Origin of the sequence: Algoriphagus sp. Y33, from assembly GCF_014838715.1 — a bacterium.
GTDB lineage: Bacteria > Bacteroidota > Bacteroidia > Cytophagales > Cyclobacteriaceae > Algoriphagus.
The window spans coordinates 4,640,952-4,655,980 of the sequence record NZ_CP061947.1; the positions used below are offsets into that span (position 1 = coordinate 4,640,952).

The following is a 15,029-nucleotide window of genomic DNA, read 5'->3' on the forward strand; positions in this document are numbered from 1 at the left end:
AATGTCCAATCCTTTCAATATCTTAAAGTCACTGATCACTTATTTGTTATCAGTTTCTTCTTCAACTGAGTCAGCGGAAGCTTCAGGAGCCTTAGGCTCTTCTGCAGTTTTAGCCTGAGCTTCTTCTTGTGTGGCCTCTGCTTTTGCAGTATCCTCAGAACCAGCCGATTTGCCAGAACCTCTACGAGATCTTCTGGTAGATTTCTTAGCCGGTTTCGCATCTTTCAACATCAATTCGTTGAAATCCACTAATTCGATGATACACATTTCGGCGTTATCACCTAATCTAAACCCAGTTTTAATAATTCTGGTATATCCACCCGGACGGGTAGCTACCTTAGAGATTACTTCACCGAAAAGTTCGATGATAGCTTCCTTATTTTTCAAATAAGCGAAAGCCATCCGTCTATTATGCGTAGTATCTTCTTTAGCTCTTGTCACCAGTGGCTCCAAATACTTCTTCAATTCTTTTGCCTTGGCAAGCGTGGTTGAGATACGCTTGTGAAGAATCAGCGAAGTTGCCATATTAGAAAGCATTGCTTTTCTATGAGCGGCCTTCCTTCCAAGGTGGTTAAATTTCTTACCGTGTCTCATTATTAGTTATTCTTCATCAAGTTTATACTTAGAAATATCCATCCCGAAGGTCAGGCTTTTTTCTTGGATAAGTTGCTCAAGTTCAGCTAGGGACTTCTTCCCAAAATTTCGGAATTTCATCATATCAGAAATCTCAAGTTTGGCAAGGTCACCCAAAGTCTTCACATCAGCAGCTTTAAGACAATTGAACGCTCTAACCGAAAGGTCAAGATCAGCCAATGAAGTCTTAAGAAGCTTCCTCATATGCAAGAACTCTTCGTCAATTGGTTCCGGCTCCGCTACTCCTGTTGAATCCAAAACCATAGTTTGGTCAGAGAACAACATAAAGTGCTGGATAAGGATTTTGGCAGATTCCTGAAGCGCTTTTTCCGGGTGGATAGAGCCGTCAGTGGAAACTTCCATGATCAACTTTTCGAAGTCAGTCTTCTGTTCTACACGCGTATTCTCAACGCTGTATTTCACATTTTTAATAGGAGTGAAAACTGCATCAATGGCGATAGTACCGAATATCTGCTCTTTTGGTTTGGATTCTTCAGCTGGTAGATACCCTCTTCCCTTTTCCATCGTCAATTCGATCTCAAAGTTCTTAGTCTCGTCAATATGACAGATTATCAACTCTGGATTCAAGATTTCGAAAGAAGAAGTGAACTTGGCAATGTCCCCTGCAGTGAAAACAGATTGATTTTTAATCTCTACAGTGATTTTTCCGTCAAATGCTTCGTGCACCTTCTTGAATCTCACTTGCTTTAGGTTCAAAATAATATCTGTAACGTCTTCAACTACACCTTCGATGGTCGAAAACTCATGCACTACACCGGGAATCTTGATAGCGGTGATGGCATAACCTTCCAAGGAAGAAAGCAAAATTCTTCTCAGGGCGTTACCGATTGTAACTCCATAGCCTTTTTCGAGTGGTTTGAAAGTGAATAAGCCATGAAAATCATCGGCCTTTTCCATCACCACTTTCTCGGGCATTTGAAATGCTAGTATGGACATATATCTCGTTCTTTTTTAAAAGCTGAAAATAGTAAAATATTACTTAGAGTATAGTTCGACAATGAGTTGCTCCTTGATATTCTCAGGAATATCATCTCTGCCCGGAACACTGACGAATTTGCCGGTCAATGAAGTACCATCCCACTCTAACCAGGAATATTTATTGGCACCTCTACCTGCTAAGCTACTAGTGATCGCTTCTAGAGATTTAGATCTTTCTCTCACAGAAACTACATCACCCGGCTTAAGAGTAAACGAAGGAATATTAACCACCTCACCGTTTACAAGCACATGCTTGTGGGAAACTAGTTGTCTAGCACCTCTTCTGGTAGGGGAAATTCCCAATCTATATACCGTGTTGTCCAATCTTGCTTCTAGAAGCTGAAGAAGGTTTTCCCCGGTGATTCCAGATTTTCTGGAAGCAATATCAAACATCTTCGCGAATTGTCTCTCCAATACTCCGTAGATGTATTTTGCTTTTTGCTTCTCAGCAAGCTGGATTGCGTATTCAGACTGCTTTTTTCTTCTACCCCTTCCATGCATGCCTGGAGGATAGTTTTTCTTTGCAAGTGCTTTGCTATGCCCCTCAATAGCTTCGCCAAATTTTCTGGCAATCTTTGATTTAGGACCTGTATATCTAGCCATTGTATTACAATTTTATGATTAAACTCTTCTACGCTTAGGAGGACGACAGCCATTGTGTGGCATTGGAGTCACATCGATGATCGTAGTCACGTCCAATCCTACATTTTGCAATGTTCTGATCGCTGATTCACGACCAGATCCCGGACCTTTTACAAACACTTCGATTTTTCTCAAACCTAAGTCATATGCTACCTGTCCACAGTTCTGTGCGGCCATCTGTGCTGCGTAAGGAGTATTTTTCTTAGAACCTCTGAAACCCATTTTACCGGCAGAAGCCCAAGATATTACTTGACCTGCATTGTTGGTAAGAGAGATAATGATGTTGTTGAAGGATGCTCTGATGTGAGCTTGACCTACAGCTTCTACCTTTACTACTCTTTTTTTACCTTTTGCTTTATCGTTTCTTTTCTGAGCCATAATCTAAATCAGGTTTTATTTAGTTGCCTTCTTCTTGTTAGCAACTGTTTTTCTCTTACCCTTCCTTGTTCTGGCGTTGTTCTTGGTATGTTGACCACGAACCGGAAGTCCTTTTCTGTGTCTCAAACCTCTATAGCAACCGATGTCTTGTAGTCGCTTGATGTTCAATTGGATCTCTGACTTTAATACACCTTCGGTTCTGAACTCTTCAGCAATAATATTACGGATAGCAGTCGACTCATCGTCATCCCACTCACCTGCTTTTTTATCGAAAGAGATACCGGCCTTGGTCAGGATAGCTTTGGCTGCACTTCTACCTATTCCGAAGATATAGGTAAGTCCGATTACGCCACGCTTATTGTCTGGTATGTCTACACCTGCAATTCTAGCCATAATTTAACCTTGTCTTTGTTTAAACTTAGGATTCTTCTTATTGATGACATACAATACCCCTTTTCTACGGATAAGTTTGCAGTCAGCACTTCTCTTTTTGATGGATGTTTTTACTTTCATCTCAGTCTTATTTATATCGATATACAATTCTGCCTTTACTTAAATCATAGGGAGACAGTTCCAATTTAACTCGATCACCAGGAAGGATCTTTATATAATTCATCCTCATCTTACCGGATATATGGGCGATCAGTTGATGTCCATTCTCCAGTTCCACTTTGAACATCGCATTAGACAATGCTTCCTTGATGGTACCGTCTTGCTCTATTGATGTTTGCTTGGCCATATTAGAATTTAAAATTCTCTTCTATGTATTTATGAGAGGTTAATACCTCTGTTCTGTCTTCAAATATCGCTACTGTGTGCTCATAATGTGCAGAAGGCTTCCTATCCGCTGTGCGAATAGTCCATCCATCACGCTCTTGGACAATATTCCGTGTTCCAAGATTGATCATGGGCTCGATAGCGATCACCATTCCATCTTTCAGTAAAGGGCCGCTTCCTTTCTTTCCGTAATTGGGAACTTCAGGTGACTCATGCAATTTTTTGCCCAAACCATGTCCGACAAGCTCTCTAACTACGGTGTAGCCCTTAGCTTCCACAAACTTCTGGATGGCATTACCTATATCACCTATTCTTTTCCCAAAGACAGCCTGCTCAATTCCAATGTAAAGAGAATCTTTGGTGGTCTTAAGTAATGCTTTAACAGCAGGAGAGACCTCACCAATAGGGTACGTATAAGCGGAATCGCTATGAAAACCTTGGTGAAAGACTCCACAATCTACTGAGATTATATCGCCATCTTTCAATTCATATTCACTGGGAAAACCATGTACTACTACTTCATTTACAGAAATACACAGTGAAGAAGGAAATCCATTGTAGCCCTTAAAAGAAGGCACTCCATTATGATCCCTGATAAACTCCTCAGCTATTTTGTCCAGAAAAGAGGTCTTTACCCCTTCCTTGATATGTTTCGCCACTTCCCCATGGGCTTTGGCTAGTATATCGGCACTTTCTTTTATTAACTTAACTTCATCAGAAGTCTTGTAATTGATCATCTTAGGCAACTTGGTAATTAGAAGGGTTATTCTTCACATTACCACTCTTCATCATGCCTTCGTAATGTCTCATTAACAAATAACTTTCGATCTGTCTCAAGGTATCCATTATCACACCTACCATGATAAGTAATGAGGTCCCTCCATAGAAATAAGAGAATTCTTGACCAACTCCCGCAATAACAGCTACAGCAGGAAGAATAGCAACAACTGATAATAAAATGGAGCCCGGCAATGTGATCTTGGAAATAATCCCATCAATGAATTCAGAGGTAGGAGCTCCCGGCTTGATACCAGGAACAAAACCACCGTTTCTTTTCATGTCCTCGGCTATCTGTTCCGGATTTACCGTAATAGCAGTATAGAAGAACGTAAATAGAATAATCAACACGGCAAACAATACATTGTACTGCCATGAGATAGGATTACTAAATGTTGCACCTATATAATTGGCTATCTCATTGTCCTGTGCCCAAATCTGCGCAATAAGAGCTGGGACAAACATCAGAGACTGTGCAAAGATAATTGGCATTACACCTGAAGCATTTACCTTGATCGGTATATACTGTCGCTGGCCGCCGTATACTTTACCTCCTACTACCTGCTTAGCATATTGTACCGGAATTCTCCTTGTCGCCTCAGTCAAAGCAATCACTCCTACTACAACAAAGAACAACACTGCAGCCTCGATAATCAGAAGTAACATACCTGAGGTGCCCTTCTCAAGACCCTCTGCGATAATCGCTCCGGGAAATCTGGATATGATACCGATCATAATGAGCATTGAGATACCGTTACCAATGCCTTTCTCTGTGATTTTCTCTCCCAACCACATACAGAACATAGTGCCTGCTGAAAGTAAAACCAAAGAACTAAACATAAATAGGGTCGAGCTAATCATCACCGCTCCAGTAGGTAATATGGTAGCAGAAACGTAGCCAATACCTTGCGCCACTGTAATCAGGATTGTCAAAACCCGAGTGATCTGATTGATTCTCTTTCTTCCAGATTCACCCTCTTTTTGCATTTTCTGAAAATATGGTACTCCGACAGTCAATAACTGCAACACAATGGAAGCAGATATATATGGCATAATACCTAGACCGAAGATAGATGCGTTACTGAACGCTCCACCGAGGAAAGTATCGATCAATCCAAAGATCCCCTCCGGGGCATCTCCTAAACGAGAAGGATCAACGCCTGGAAGAACTATGAATGACCCCAATCTGAATATGATCAGAAAACCGACCGTATTCATGATTCTAACTCTAAGATCTTCGATAGAGAAAATGTTCTTAACTGTCGAAATAAACTTTTTCATTAAATTAAATTGTGTTTACCGTTCCACCCAATTTCTCAATAGCTGCTACTGCAGTTGCTGAAAATTTATGGGCTGACACGTCTAATTTGGCCTTCAAATCACCTCCACCGAGGATTTTGATTTTATCATTCTTGGAGGCGATACCATGAGAAACCATAGCTTCCATGTTTACTACTTCAAGACTGTATTGCTCGGCAAGACCTTGCAATGTATCCAAATTTACCGGTTTGAACTCAATTCTGTTCAAGCTTTTGAAGCCAAATTTAGGAACTCTTCTCTGAAGTGGCATTTGACCGCCTTCAAAACCCAGTTTACTTTTGTATCCAGATCTTGATTTTGCTCCTTTGTGACCTCTTGTAGAAGTTCCACCTCTACCCGAACCTGTACCTCTACCAATTCTCTTGCGATTTTTGGTAGATCCTTCAGCTGGTGTTAATGTATGCAGTTTCATAATTAAGCTTCCTCCACTTTTACAAGGTGATTAACTTTATTTACCATACCTGCAATCTGAGGTGTATTCTCTACGACCACTGATTTGCTGATACGCCCTAGACCCAACGCAGTAATGGTTGCTTTCTGATCCTTAGGCCTCTTTATGGTACTTTTCGTTTGCGTGATTTTGATCTTAGCCATGATGATTATCCGTTAAATACTTTAGACATTTTAACGCCTCTCTGCTGTGAAACAGCGATAGCATCTCTTAGCTGAACCAACGCCTCAATAGTAGCTTTCACTACGTTGTGAGGATTGGATGATCCTTTGGATTTTGCCAATACGTCTGTAACGCCTGCACTCTCCAATACGGCACGCATTGCACCACCTGCAATAACGCCTGTACCTGCCGCTGCCGGTTTGATCAAAACAAATCCTCCACCGTATTTTCCAATCTGCTCATGAGGGATAGTACCCTTCAAAATTGGTACTTTCACCAAGTTTTTCTTTGCGTCTTCGATACCCTTAGTAATTGCATCTGTTACTTCATTGGCTTTACCCAATCCGTAACCTACAACACCTTGGCCATCTCCTACTACAACTATTGCTGAAAAAGAGAATCTTCTACCGCCTTTTACCACTTTGGCAACTCGGTTGATAGCTACTACTTTTTCCTTTAAATCTGTATCTGTCGCCCTGATAGGCTTTCTTCTTAGTTGAGACATAGCTTATTAAAATTTAAGGCCTCCTTCTCTGGCACCTTCTGCCAAAGCTTTCACGTTCCCATGATACAAGTAGCCATTTCTGTCAAATACTACGGAATCTACTCCGTTTGCAACAGCTCTTTCAGCAAGTTTTTTACCTACTTCTTTGGATACTGATACATTGGCGTTAGCCTTTGCTCCCAATTCTTTGGAGGAAGCCTGTGCCAAAGTCTGACCTTTAAGATCATCGATAAGCTGAGCGTATATGCCAGTATTACTTTTGAAAACTGACAAACGAGGTCTGGAATCAGTACCGGAAATCTTTCTTCTGATACCCTGCTTGATTCTAAGTCTTCTGGAATTCCTATTAAATGCCATAACCTATTATTTTTTAGCGGCAGTTTTACCAGCCTTACGTCTAACTTGTTCACCAACGAAGCGCACACCTTTTCCTTTGTAAGGTTCAACCTTACGAAGAGATCTGATTTTTGCAGCAACTTGTCCAATCAATTCTTTATCTATGGATTCTAAGGTAATGATTGGGTTTTTACCTTTTGCAGTTTCAGCTTTAACAGCCACCTCATCAGGAAGCGCCATAAAGATGTTGTGAGAGTAACCAAGATTCAATTCAAGAATCTGTCCTTGATTAGACGCCTTATAACCCACACCCACAAGCTCCAAATCCTTCTTATAGCCATCAGAGACACCTATCACCATATTGTTGATAAGTGATCTATAAAGACCGTGAATGGACTTATGCCTTTTGGAATCTGTAGGTCTAGTGACAACTATTTCGCTGCCTTCTACTTTCACTGTAATATCAGGATTTACATCCTGGGTCAGTGTACCCTTTGGACCTTTAACAGTCACAGTTCCATGAGCTGTAACGTCTACAGTAACACCGCCGGGTATATTTATTGGTTTTTTACCTATTCTAGACATGATAGTAAATTAGTATACGTAGCAAAGGACTTCTCCACCTACACCTTCAGTGCGGGCTTCCTTGTCTGTCATCACTCCCTTGGAAGTAGATACGATCGCTATACCAAGACCATTGATTACTCTTGGAAGCTCCGTATGCTTCACATATTTTCTCAAACCCGGCGTACTAACTCTCTTCAGGCTTACAATTGCATTTTGCTTGGTAACGGGATTGAATTTCAGAGCAATTTTGATAGATCCCTGAGGACCATTTTCTTCAAACTTGTAATTCTGAATGTATCCTTTGTCATGCAATACTTTTGTAATCTCCTTCTTGATATTAGAAGCGGGTATTTCAACGATTCGGTGAGAAGCCTTGATGGCATTTCTCAACCTCGTCAGATAATCAGCTATTGGATCAGTCATTGTATTTTATAGTCTAGCTACACCCATTTTGGGCGTGCAAAGTTACGAATTGATTTTTAGAATAAAAACTACTGTCGTTATTTTACCAGCTGGACTTAGTCACTCCAGGAATCTTGCCTGCTGAGGCCATTTCTCTGAAGGTTACCCTGTTGATACCGAACTTTCTCATATAGCCCTTAGGGCGACCGGTAAGTTTACATCTATTGTGAAGTCTTACCGGAGATGCGTTCTTAGGCAATTTATCAAGAGCTTCATAATCACCGGCTGCTTTCAGCGCGGCTCTTTTATCAGCATACTTGGCTACCAGACGCTCTCTTTTTCTCTCACGAGCTTTGATTGACTCTTTTGCCATGACTATTCTTCTTTAGTTTTTTTTACGAAAGGCATTCCGAAAGCCTTAAACAATTCTAAACTTTCTTCATCTGTTTTAGCAGAAGTTACGAAAGTAATGTCCATACCTGAAATTCTGTTGACTTTCTCAATGCTGATCTCTGGGAAGATAATTTGCTCCTGCACACCCAGTGTGTAGTTGCCTCTTCCGTCAAAACCTTTATCAGAGATGCCTTTGAAATCCCTTACACGCGGAAGTGCGATGGTGATCAAACGATCAAGAAATTCGTACATAGTCCGACCTCTTAAAGTCACCTTGGCTCCGATAGGCATTCCTTCTCTCAACTTAAAGTTGGAAACTGAAGTCTTTGCAATAGTCGAAACGGCTCTCTGACCTGTGATCAAAGAAAGTTCTTCTACACCTTGGTCAACCAATTTCTTGTCTGCTACAGCAGCACCGATACCTTTGTTGAGAACAATTTTCTCCAACTTAGGCACCTGCATTACTGAAGTGTACTGGAACTTCTCTTTCAAAGCAGGGACGATTTCGTCCACATACTTTTGCTTGATTCTTGGATTAGCCATTGATCACCTCCCCGGTTTTCTTAGAGTATCTTACTAATTTACCATTTTCGCCTTCTTTGCGACCTGTCCTGGTGGCTTCACCGGTTTTAGGATCTACAAGTTTCAGGTTACTGATATGGATAGAAGCTTCTTTCTTTTCGATGCCTCCCTGAGGCTTAGCTGCTGTAGGCTTCACGTGTTTGGTGATCATGTTGAGTCCCTCTACGATTGCTCTGCTTTTCAGCTTATCTACGGAAAGTACTTTTCCTGTTTTGCCCTTGTCATCACCAGCGATCACTTTTACAGTGTCACCGGTTTTGATATGAAGCTTTGTTTGCTTGTTCATTTTCTTTACCATGATTACAATACTTCAGGAGCCAATGAAACGATTTTCATAAACTGCTTCTCTCTCAACTCTCTGGCCACAGGGCCGAAGATACGAGTGCCTCTTGGCTCATCGTTGTTGTTCAATAACACAGCTGCGTTATCCTCGAATCGGATATAAGAACCGTCTTTTCTTCTTATTTCCTTACGGGTACGCACGATAACCGCTCTTGACACGGTACCTTTTTTCATGCTACTGGAAGATAGAGCCGATTTTACTGTCACTACGACTTTATCGCCGATGGAAGCATATCGCTTTTTGGTTCCTCCCAATACGCGGATTACCAATACCTCTTTGGCACCAGAGTTGTCCGCTACGCTTAGTCTTGATTCTTGCTGGATCATAATTACTTAGCCCTTTCAATAATTTCAACTACTCTCCAACGCTTGTTCTTACTCAGCGGACGAGTTTCGCTTATTTTCACGAGGTCACCTGGGTTACACTCGTTTTTCTCGTCATGAGCCATAAATTTGGTTGTTTTGGCAACAAACTTACCGTACATGGCGTGCTTTACGCGACGCTCTACTGCAACGGTAATGGACTTGTCCATTTTGTTACTTACCACCTTACCAACTCTTTCTTTTCGAAGATTTCTCTCTATCGTAGCCATATTCTTTTTGTTAGCTAGTTATTTGGCAGCCAATGCAGTCTTTAATCTTGCGATAAAGCGCTTGGTCTCGCGGATTCTGTTAGGATTCTCTATAGGAGAAATCGAGTGCGCAAACCTAAGTTTGGTTAGATTCTCCTGCTCAGCGACAAGTCGCTCGGCGATTTCACTTACTGAAAGTGAATTGATCTCTGTATTTTTCATAGTGCTTATAATTCAGCGTAATCTCTACGAACAACAAATCTGGTACTTACAGGTAGCTTTTGCTGTGCAAGTCTCAACGCCTCCTGAGCTGTCTCCAGGCTCACGCCTGTAGCTTCGAAAAGGATCGTTCCGGGCTTGATAACGGCCACCCAATACTCAGGAGCACCTTTACCTTTACCCATACGAACCTCAGCGGGCTTTTTAGTGATAGGCTTATCAGGGAAAATCCTGATCCAAACCTGTCCTTCTCTTTTCATTGCTCTCGTCATGGCGATACGAGCTGCCTCGATCTGACGGGATGTAATCCATCCTGGCTCAAGGGACTTGATGCCAAAGTTGCCAAAAGAAAGCGTATGCCCTCTTTGTGCAATGCCTTTGACACGGCCCTTTTGCATTTTCCTATATTTAGTTCTTTTTGGCTGTAACATGAGTTCTCACTTATGGGGTGAAAATTAGTTATTTCTTTTTCTTCGTCTTGGACCGTCATTTCTCTTAGGGCCTGCATTACGAGCACCTTTTGGCTCATTGGCAGCTCCCTGGTTTGGAGAAAGGTCTCTTTTACCGTACACTTCACCTTTGAAGATCCAAACTTTGATTCCGATCAATCCATAAACCGTAAGGGCTTCGGATAATGCATAATCAATATCTGCTCTCAATGTGTGAAGAGGAATTCTTCCTTCTTTGTACATTTCAGAACGGGCCATTTCGGCTCCGCCTAGACGTCCAGAAAGTTTAACTTTAATTCCTTCCGCTCCCACTCTCATGGATGCTGCGATAGCTTGCTTCATAGCTCTTCTAAAAGAAATTCTTGCTTGAAGCTGCTGAGCGATCGATTCACCTACCAATTTCGCATCTAACTCAGGACGCTTGATCTCGAAGATATTAATCTGAATATCCTTATTGGTAATATTCTTTAATTCTTCTTTCAGTTTATCTACTTCGGCTCCGCCTTTACCAATTACAACACCTGGACGGGCAGTATGAATCGTAAGAGTGATTCTCTTAAGCGTACGCTCGATAATCACTTTAGAAATACCCCCCTTAGGAATTCTGGCAAGGACGTACTTACGGATCTTCTGATCTTCATGCAGCTTTTCAGCAAAGTCTTTCCCACCATACCAGTTGGAATCCCAGCCTTTGACTACACCAAGTCTAAATCCTATTGGGTTGATCTTTTGTCCCATAGTCTGTTCTTAATTTGCCTTTTCGTTTGTTTCTACTACGTCAGCGGTAACTTCCTGATCATTGAATGAATCAACGATTAGAGTTACATGATTTGATCTTTTGCGGATTCTATGGCCTCTGCCTTGAGGAGCCGGTCTCAATCTCTTAAGAGATCTTCCTTCATCCACCATTACGGTTTTGATGAACAGATCAGCTTCTTCTAGCTTAGCGTCAGGATTCTTTGCTTGCCAGTTGGCTACAGCAGAAAGCAACAACTTTTCAAGTCTGATAGCTCCGTGATTCGGAGTAAACTTCAAAATGCTAAGTGCCAATCCTACTCTCTTGCCTCTGACAAGGTCAGCCACAAGGCGCATCTTACGCGGAGAGGTAGGGACATTATTTAATTTTGCTAATGCTTCCATGATTATCTCTTTCCTTTATCTTTTTTGGCAATGTGGCCTCTGAAATTTCTGGTAGGAGCAAATTCACCTAGCTTATGACCTACCATGTTGTCTGTTACAAATACCGGAATGAATTTATTTCCATTATGCACAGCGAAGGTATGTCCTACGAAATCCGGAGAAATCATTGATTTTCTTGACCAAGTCTTGATTACCGATTTCTTTCCCGATTCGTTCTGAGCATCCACTTTCTTCACAAGATGGTGCTCGATATAAGGACCTTTTTTTAATGAACGTGCCATAATTATTTAGATCTTTTACTTACGATGAACTTGTTTGAATACTTCTTAGGAGATCTTGTTTTCTTGCCTTTAGACAATAGACCTTTTCTGGATCTAGGATGTCCTCCGGAAGAACGACCTTCCCCACCACCCATAGGGTGATCCACCGGGTTCATCGCAACACCTCTTACACGAGGTCTTGACCCCAGCCATCTTTTACGGCCGGCTTTACCCAATACTACGTTCATGTGATCACCGTTAGATACTGTTCCAACAGTCGCCATGCACGTATTCAGTACAAGTCTCATCTCACCAGACGGAAGTTTTACAGTTACGTATTTCCCGTCACGGGCTACGATCTGTGCATAACCTCCGGCACTTCTTACCATTGCGGCACCTTTACCCGGCTTCAATTCCACACAGTGTACAATTGTACCCATAGGAATATTGACCACTGGCATCGCGTTGCCCACTTCTGGAGCAACTTGCTCACCGGAAATCACTGTCTGTCCCACTGACAAACCTTCCGGGGCGATAATGTAGGCCTTAGCTCCATCTGCATAATATAGTAGGGCGAGACGTGCCGTTCTGTTTGGATCATACTCAATAGCTTTAACTACTGCAGGTACACCGAACTTGTTTCTTTTGAAGTCTACAAGACGTAGTCTTCTCTTATGACCACCGCCGATATTGCGGACAGTCATTTTGCCTTCATTATTTCGTCCACCTGACTTCTTGATAGGAGCAAGAAGAGATTTTTCCGGCTTTGACTTGGTAATCTCGTCAAATGCGGGAGCTACTCTGAATCTTGTTCCTGGAGTTACAGGCTTCAACTTTTTAATTGCCATGATATAGATTCAATTAAATTTCTCCGTAAAAATCAATCACTTCACCATCGGCTACTTGCACGATTGCTTTCTTGAAAGCATTGGTAAAGCCTGAAACCACTTTAGCTTTGGTGTATCTTGACTTATGCTTTGCAGCATATCTGATGGTTCTCACTGAAACCACCTTCACACCAAACGTTTTCTCTACAGCATGTTTGATTTCCGGTTTCTTCGCGGTTTTTTCCACGATGAATCCATAAACGCCTCTTTCGTTCATGGCAGAAATCTTTTCTGTAATTAAAGGCTGCTTTAGAATATCCATTGTCTTATTTCGATAAAATGGTTTCCAACTTACTGATAGAACCCTCACAGATCACTAGGTGATCAGCGTTAAGAACTTGGTAAGTATTTACATCATTTACAGTCACAACTTTTGCCTTAGGCAAGTTTCTGCTGGAAAGGAATACGTTGGTATTTTCCTCAGGAAGTACCAATAACGTCTTCTTATCCCCTAGAGACAATCCATCAAGCAATGCCATGTAGCTTTTAGTTTTTGGAGCGTCAAATGAAATGCTTTCCAATACTGACAAGCTGTTATCTTTCACTTTATAAGCAAGTGCAGATTTTCTGGCAAGTTGTTTTACCTTTTTATTCAATTTGAAAGAATAGTCTCTCGGCTGTGGGCCGAACACTCTTCCCCCTCCTCGGAATAGCGGCGACTTGATAGATCCTGCACGAGCACTACCCGTGCCCTTTTGCTTTTTGATCTTACGAGTAGAACCTGCTATCTCATTTCTTTCTTTGGACTTGTGCGTTCCCTGTCTTTGGTTGGCCAAGTACTGCTTTACATCAAGGTAGATCGCATGATCGTTAGGTACGATTGCGAAGATCTCATCAGACAAGCTGATTTTTCTACCCGTGTCTTCTCCTTTTTGATTAATTACTGCTAATTCCATGGCTTACTTCTCTAGAATAACGTAAGAATTTTTAGGACCAGGTACAGATCCAGAAACCAATAATAGGTTTTTGTCAGCATAGATTTTCAACACTTTAAGGTTGACTACCTTTACTCTGTCTCCGCCCGTTCTACCAGCCATTCTCATTCCTTTGAATACTCTGGATGGCCAAGAACATGCACCAATTGAACCTGGATGCCTGCCTCTGTTGTGCTGACCGTGGGTTTGTCCACCCACACCAGCAAAACCGTGACGTTTTACTACACCCTGGAATCCTTTACCTTTTGAAGTCCCGATAGCATCTACGAAGTCACCTTCGATAAATACTTCACCAGCCTTCACAGTAGCCCCTAGATCTACCTGGCCATCAAACTCGACCCGGAAATCTCTGAACTCAACAACTTTATGCTTTGGTGTTGTACCGGCCTTCTTAAAATGACCGATCAATGGCTTTGGCGTATTTTTCTCTTTACGCTCACCATAAGCCAACTGCACTGCGTTGTACCCGTCTGTTTCAACGTTTTTTACTTGCGTCACTACACAAGGACCAGCTTCTATTAGCGTGCATGCGACATTACGTCCATCGGCACTGAAAATGCTAGTCATTCCTACTTTTCTACCTATTATACCAGACATCTTTTATTAAGATAATATAATAACCCACAAGCATTTACCTGCTGGGGCTCCTTTTAAAGGACTGCAAAGTTACTGAAATTAAATTCTGCAACAAATCCGAAATCCTAAATTTTAAATGTATTCCAAAATATTTCTGTGGAACTCAGGCATTTATCCAAGAAAAGTGCAGTTCCAGGCAACCGAGGAGGATAGCCTGAAGTGAGAAATGTAAAATTATAAGCCCTGCTCTACTTTAATACTATTTACCGTATCATAGTACCTTGACTTTTTACTCCTGATTCATGGTACTTGGTTCCCAACGCTTGACTCTTTGTTCTTGCCTCTTGACAATATTTGTCCAATCAAAAAAAGACCTGCTTTTCAGAGCAGGTCTTTTGTCTTTTAATCCAGTCCTATCAGACCTTGATCTCTACATCAACTCCACTTGGAAGCTCGATTTTCATCAAAGCATCCACTGTTTTGGAAGAGTTGGAATAGATGTCTACCAATCTCTTGTACGTACAAAGCTGGTATTGATCTCTAGCTTTTTTACTTACATGTGGAGACTTCAGCACTGTGAATTTCTCCTTCTTGGTAGGCAATGGAATTGGCCCTACTACTACTGCGCCAGTGGCTTTCACTGCCTTTACAATCTTCTCTGATGACTTATCCACCAGGCTGTGATCGTATGATTTTAGTTTTATTCTGATTTTCTGATTCATCGC

At 41.6% G+C, this 15,029-nt stretch carries 30 protein-coding genes; all 30 read right to left on the reverse strand.

What is annotated here, in order from left to right; translation table 11 throughout:
• Window positions 1-39: 39 nt before the first annotated feature.
• Complete coding sequence (gene rplQ, locus ID165_RS18730; protein WP_192346921.1) at window positions 40-594, reverse strand: 50S ribosomal protein L17; 555 nt, start codon at window positions 592-594, stop codon at window positions 40-42.
• A 6-nt stretch (window positions 595-600) separates the two neighbouring features.
• A complete protein-coding gene (locus ID165_RS18735; protein ID WP_192346923.1) occupies window positions 601-1,590 on the reverse strand; it encodes a DNA-directed RNA polymerase subunit alpha in 990 nt (329 codons plus the stop codon).
• Between the two features lie 39 nt (window positions 1,591-1,629).
• A complete protein-coding gene (gene rpsD / locus ID165_RS18740; protein ID WP_057939434.1) occupies window positions 1,630-2,235 on the reverse strand; it encodes a 30S ribosomal protein S4 in 606 nt (201 codons plus the stop codon).
• 18 nt (window positions 2,236-2,253) lie between these two features.
• A complete protein-coding gene (rpsK, locus tag ID165_RS18745; protein ID WP_057939435.1) occupies window positions 2,254-2,652 on the reverse strand; it encodes a 30S ribosomal protein S11 in 399 nt (132 codons plus the stop codon).
• 15 nt (window positions 2,653-2,667) lie between these two features.
• Window positions 2,668-3,045 carry a 30S ribosomal protein S13 gene (gene rpsM / locus ID165_RS18750; RefSeq protein ID WP_091692107.1) on the reverse strand — a complete coding sequence of 126 codons (378 nt, stop codon included), beginning with the start codon at window positions 3,043-3,045 and terminating at the stop codon, window positions 2,668-2,670.
• Between the two features lie 3 nt (window positions 3,046-3,048).
• A complete protein-coding gene (gene rpmJ, locus ID165_RS18755; RefSeq protein WP_082632371.1) occupies window positions 3,049-3,165 on the reverse strand; it encodes a 50S ribosomal protein L36 in 117 nt (38 codons plus the stop codon).
• A 7-nt stretch (window positions 3,166-3,172) separates the two neighbouring features.
• Window positions 3,173-3,391, reverse strand: a complete 219-nt coding sequence (infA, locus tag ID165_RS18760; RefSeq protein ID WP_057939437.1) for a translation initiation factor IF-1 — start codon at window positions 3,389-3,391, stop codon at window positions 3,173-3,175.
• Window position 3,392: 1 nt separating this feature from the next.
• Window positions 3,393-4,166: a type I methionyl aminopeptidase gene (gene map / locus ID165_RS18765; RefSeq protein ID WP_192346925.1), complete on the reverse strand. Its 774-nt coding sequence runs from the start codon at window positions 4,164-4,166 to the stop codon at window positions 3,393-3,395.
• A 1-nt stretch (window position 4,167) separates the two neighbouring features.
• Window positions 4,168-5,487: a preprotein translocase subunit SecY gene (secY, locus tag ID165_RS18770; protein WP_192346927.1), complete on the reverse strand. Its 1,320-nt coding sequence runs from the start codon at window positions 5,485-5,487 to the stop codon at window positions 4,168-4,170.
• Window positions 5,488-5,491: 4 nt separating this feature from the next.
• On the reverse strand, window positions 5,492-5,938 hold the full coding sequence (rplO, locus tag ID165_RS18775) for a 50S ribosomal protein L15 (RefSeq protein ID WP_192346929.1): 447 nt from the start codon (window positions 5,936-5,938) through the stop codon (window positions 5,492-5,494).
• 2 nt (window positions 5,939-5,940) lie between these two features.
• Complete coding sequence (gene rpmD, locus ID165_RS18780) at window positions 5,941-6,120, reverse strand: 50S ribosomal protein L30 (protein ID WP_192346931.1); 180 nt, start codon at window positions 6,118-6,120, stop codon at window positions 5,941-5,943.
• Between the two features lie 5 nt (window positions 6,121-6,125).
• On the reverse strand, window positions 6,126-6,644 hold the full coding sequence (rpsE, locus tag ID165_RS18785; RefSeq protein WP_057939442.1) for a 30S ribosomal protein S5: 519 nt from the start codon (window positions 6,642-6,644) through the stop codon (window positions 6,126-6,128).
• Window positions 6,645-6,650: 6 nt separating this feature from the next.
• On the reverse strand, window positions 6,651-7,001 hold the full coding sequence (gene rplR / locus ID165_RS18790) for a 50S ribosomal protein L18 (RefSeq protein WP_192346933.1): 351 nt from the start codon (window positions 6,999-7,001) through the stop codon (window positions 6,651-6,653).
• A gap of 6 nt (window positions 7,002-7,007) precedes the next feature.
• Window positions 7,008-7,565 (reverse strand): 50S ribosomal protein L6, encoded by a 558-nt coding sequence (gene rplF, locus ID165_RS18795; protein ID WP_192346935.1) that lies wholly within the window; start codon window positions 7,563-7,565, stop codon window positions 7,008-7,010.
• A 9-nt stretch (window positions 7,566-7,574) separates the two neighbouring features.
• Window positions 7,575-7,970, reverse strand: a complete 396-nt coding sequence (gene rpsH, locus ID165_RS18800; protein ID WP_057939445.1) for a 30S ribosomal protein S8 — start codon at window positions 7,968-7,970, stop codon at window positions 7,575-7,577.
• Between the two features lie 82 nt (window positions 7,971-8,052).
• Entirely contained in the window at window positions 8,053-8,322 is a 270-nt protein-coding gene (gene rpsN / locus ID165_RS18805) for a 30S ribosomal protein S14 (RefSeq protein WP_086539683.1), read from the reverse strand.
• A gap of 2 nt (window positions 8,323-8,324) precedes the next feature.
• Window positions 8,325-8,885 carry a 50S ribosomal protein L5 gene (gene rplE / locus ID165_RS18810; RefSeq protein WP_192346937.1) on the reverse strand — a complete coding sequence of 187 codons (561 nt, stop codon included), beginning with the start codon at window positions 8,883-8,885 and terminating at the stop codon, window positions 8,325-8,327.
• Entirely contained in the window at window positions 8,878-9,222 is a 345-nt protein-coding gene (rplX, locus tag ID165_RS18815) for a 50S ribosomal protein L24 (RefSeq protein WP_192346938.1), read from the reverse strand. The genes rplE and rplX overlap by 8 nt, the downstream gene beginning before the upstream one ends.
• Before the next feature lie 2 nt (window positions 9,223-9,224).
• On the reverse strand, window positions 9,225-9,593 hold the full coding sequence (rplN, locus tag ID165_RS18820) for a 50S ribosomal protein L14 (protein ID WP_086500285.1): 369 nt from the start codon (window positions 9,591-9,593) through the stop codon (window positions 9,225-9,227).
• 2 nt (window positions 9,594-9,595) lie between these two features.
• Window positions 9,596-9,859 carry a 30S ribosomal protein S17 gene (gene rpsQ / locus ID165_RS18825; RefSeq protein ID WP_074226883.1) on the reverse strand — a complete coding sequence of 88 codons (264 nt, stop codon included), beginning with the start codon at window positions 9,857-9,859 and terminating at the stop codon, window positions 9,596-9,598.
• An 18-nt stretch (window positions 9,860-9,877) separates the two neighbouring features.
• Complete coding sequence (gene rpmC, locus ID165_RS18830) at window positions 9,878-10,060, reverse strand: 50S ribosomal protein L29 (protein WP_192346940.1); 183 nt, start codon at window positions 10,058-10,060, stop codon at window positions 9,878-9,880.
• Window positions 10,061-10,065: 5 nt separating this feature from the next.
• Window positions 10,066-10,488, reverse strand: coding sequence for a 50S ribosomal protein L16 (gene rplP, locus ID165_RS18835; protein ID WP_086500277.1), 423 nt, complete (start codon window positions 10,486-10,488; stop codon window positions 10,066-10,068).
• A 24-nt stretch (window positions 10,489-10,512) separates the two neighbouring features.
• Window positions 10,513-11,244, reverse strand: a complete 732-nt coding sequence (gene rpsC, locus ID165_RS18840) for a 30S ribosomal protein S3 (protein WP_057939453.1) — start codon at window positions 11,242-11,244, stop codon at window positions 10,513-10,515.
• Window positions 11,245-11,253: 9 nt separating this feature from the next.
• Entirely contained in the window at window positions 11,254-11,646 is a 393-nt protein-coding gene (rplV, locus tag ID165_RS18845; protein WP_192346942.1) for a 50S ribosomal protein L22, read from the reverse strand.
• A 2-nt stretch (window positions 11,647-11,648) separates the two neighbouring features.
• Window positions 11,649-11,927, reverse strand: coding sequence for a 30S ribosomal protein S19 (gene rpsS, locus ID165_RS18850; protein ID WP_057939455.1), 279 nt, complete (start codon window positions 11,925-11,927; stop codon window positions 11,649-11,651).
• Between the two features lie 2 nt (window positions 11,928-11,929).
• The gene (gene rplB, locus ID165_RS18855; RefSeq protein WP_192346944.1) at window positions 11,930-12,754 is read right to left on the reverse strand and encodes a 50S ribosomal protein L2; all 825 of its coding nucleotides are present in this window, start codon (window positions 12,752-12,754) and stop codon (window positions 11,930-11,932) included.
• A gap of 13 nt (window positions 12,755-12,767) precedes the next feature.
• Window positions 12,768-13,055, reverse strand: a complete 288-nt coding sequence (gene rplW / locus ID165_RS18860; RefSeq protein WP_192346946.1) for a 50S ribosomal protein L23 — start codon at window positions 13,053-13,055, stop codon at window positions 12,768-12,770.
• Window positions 13,056-13,059: 4 nt separating this feature from the next.
• Window positions 13,060-13,689 carry a 50S ribosomal protein L4 gene (rplD, locus tag ID165_RS18865; RefSeq protein WP_192346948.1) on the reverse strand — a complete coding sequence of 210 codons (630 nt, stop codon included), beginning with the start codon at window positions 13,687-13,689 and terminating at the stop codon, window positions 13,060-13,062.
• Between the two features lie 3 nt (window positions 13,690-13,692).
• Window positions 13,693-14,325, reverse strand: a complete 633-nt coding sequence (gene rplC / locus ID165_RS18870) for a 50S ribosomal protein L3 (protein ID WP_192346950.1) — start codon at window positions 14,323-14,325, stop codon at window positions 13,693-13,695.
• Between the two features lie 395 nt (window positions 14,326-14,720).
• On the reverse strand, window positions 14,721-15,026 hold the full coding sequence (rpsJ, locus tag ID165_RS18875; protein WP_008203035.1) for a 30S ribosomal protein S10: 306 nt from the start codon (window positions 15,024-15,026) through the stop codon (window positions 14,721-14,723).
• Between the last annotated feature and the right edge of the window lie 3 nt (window positions 15,027-15,029).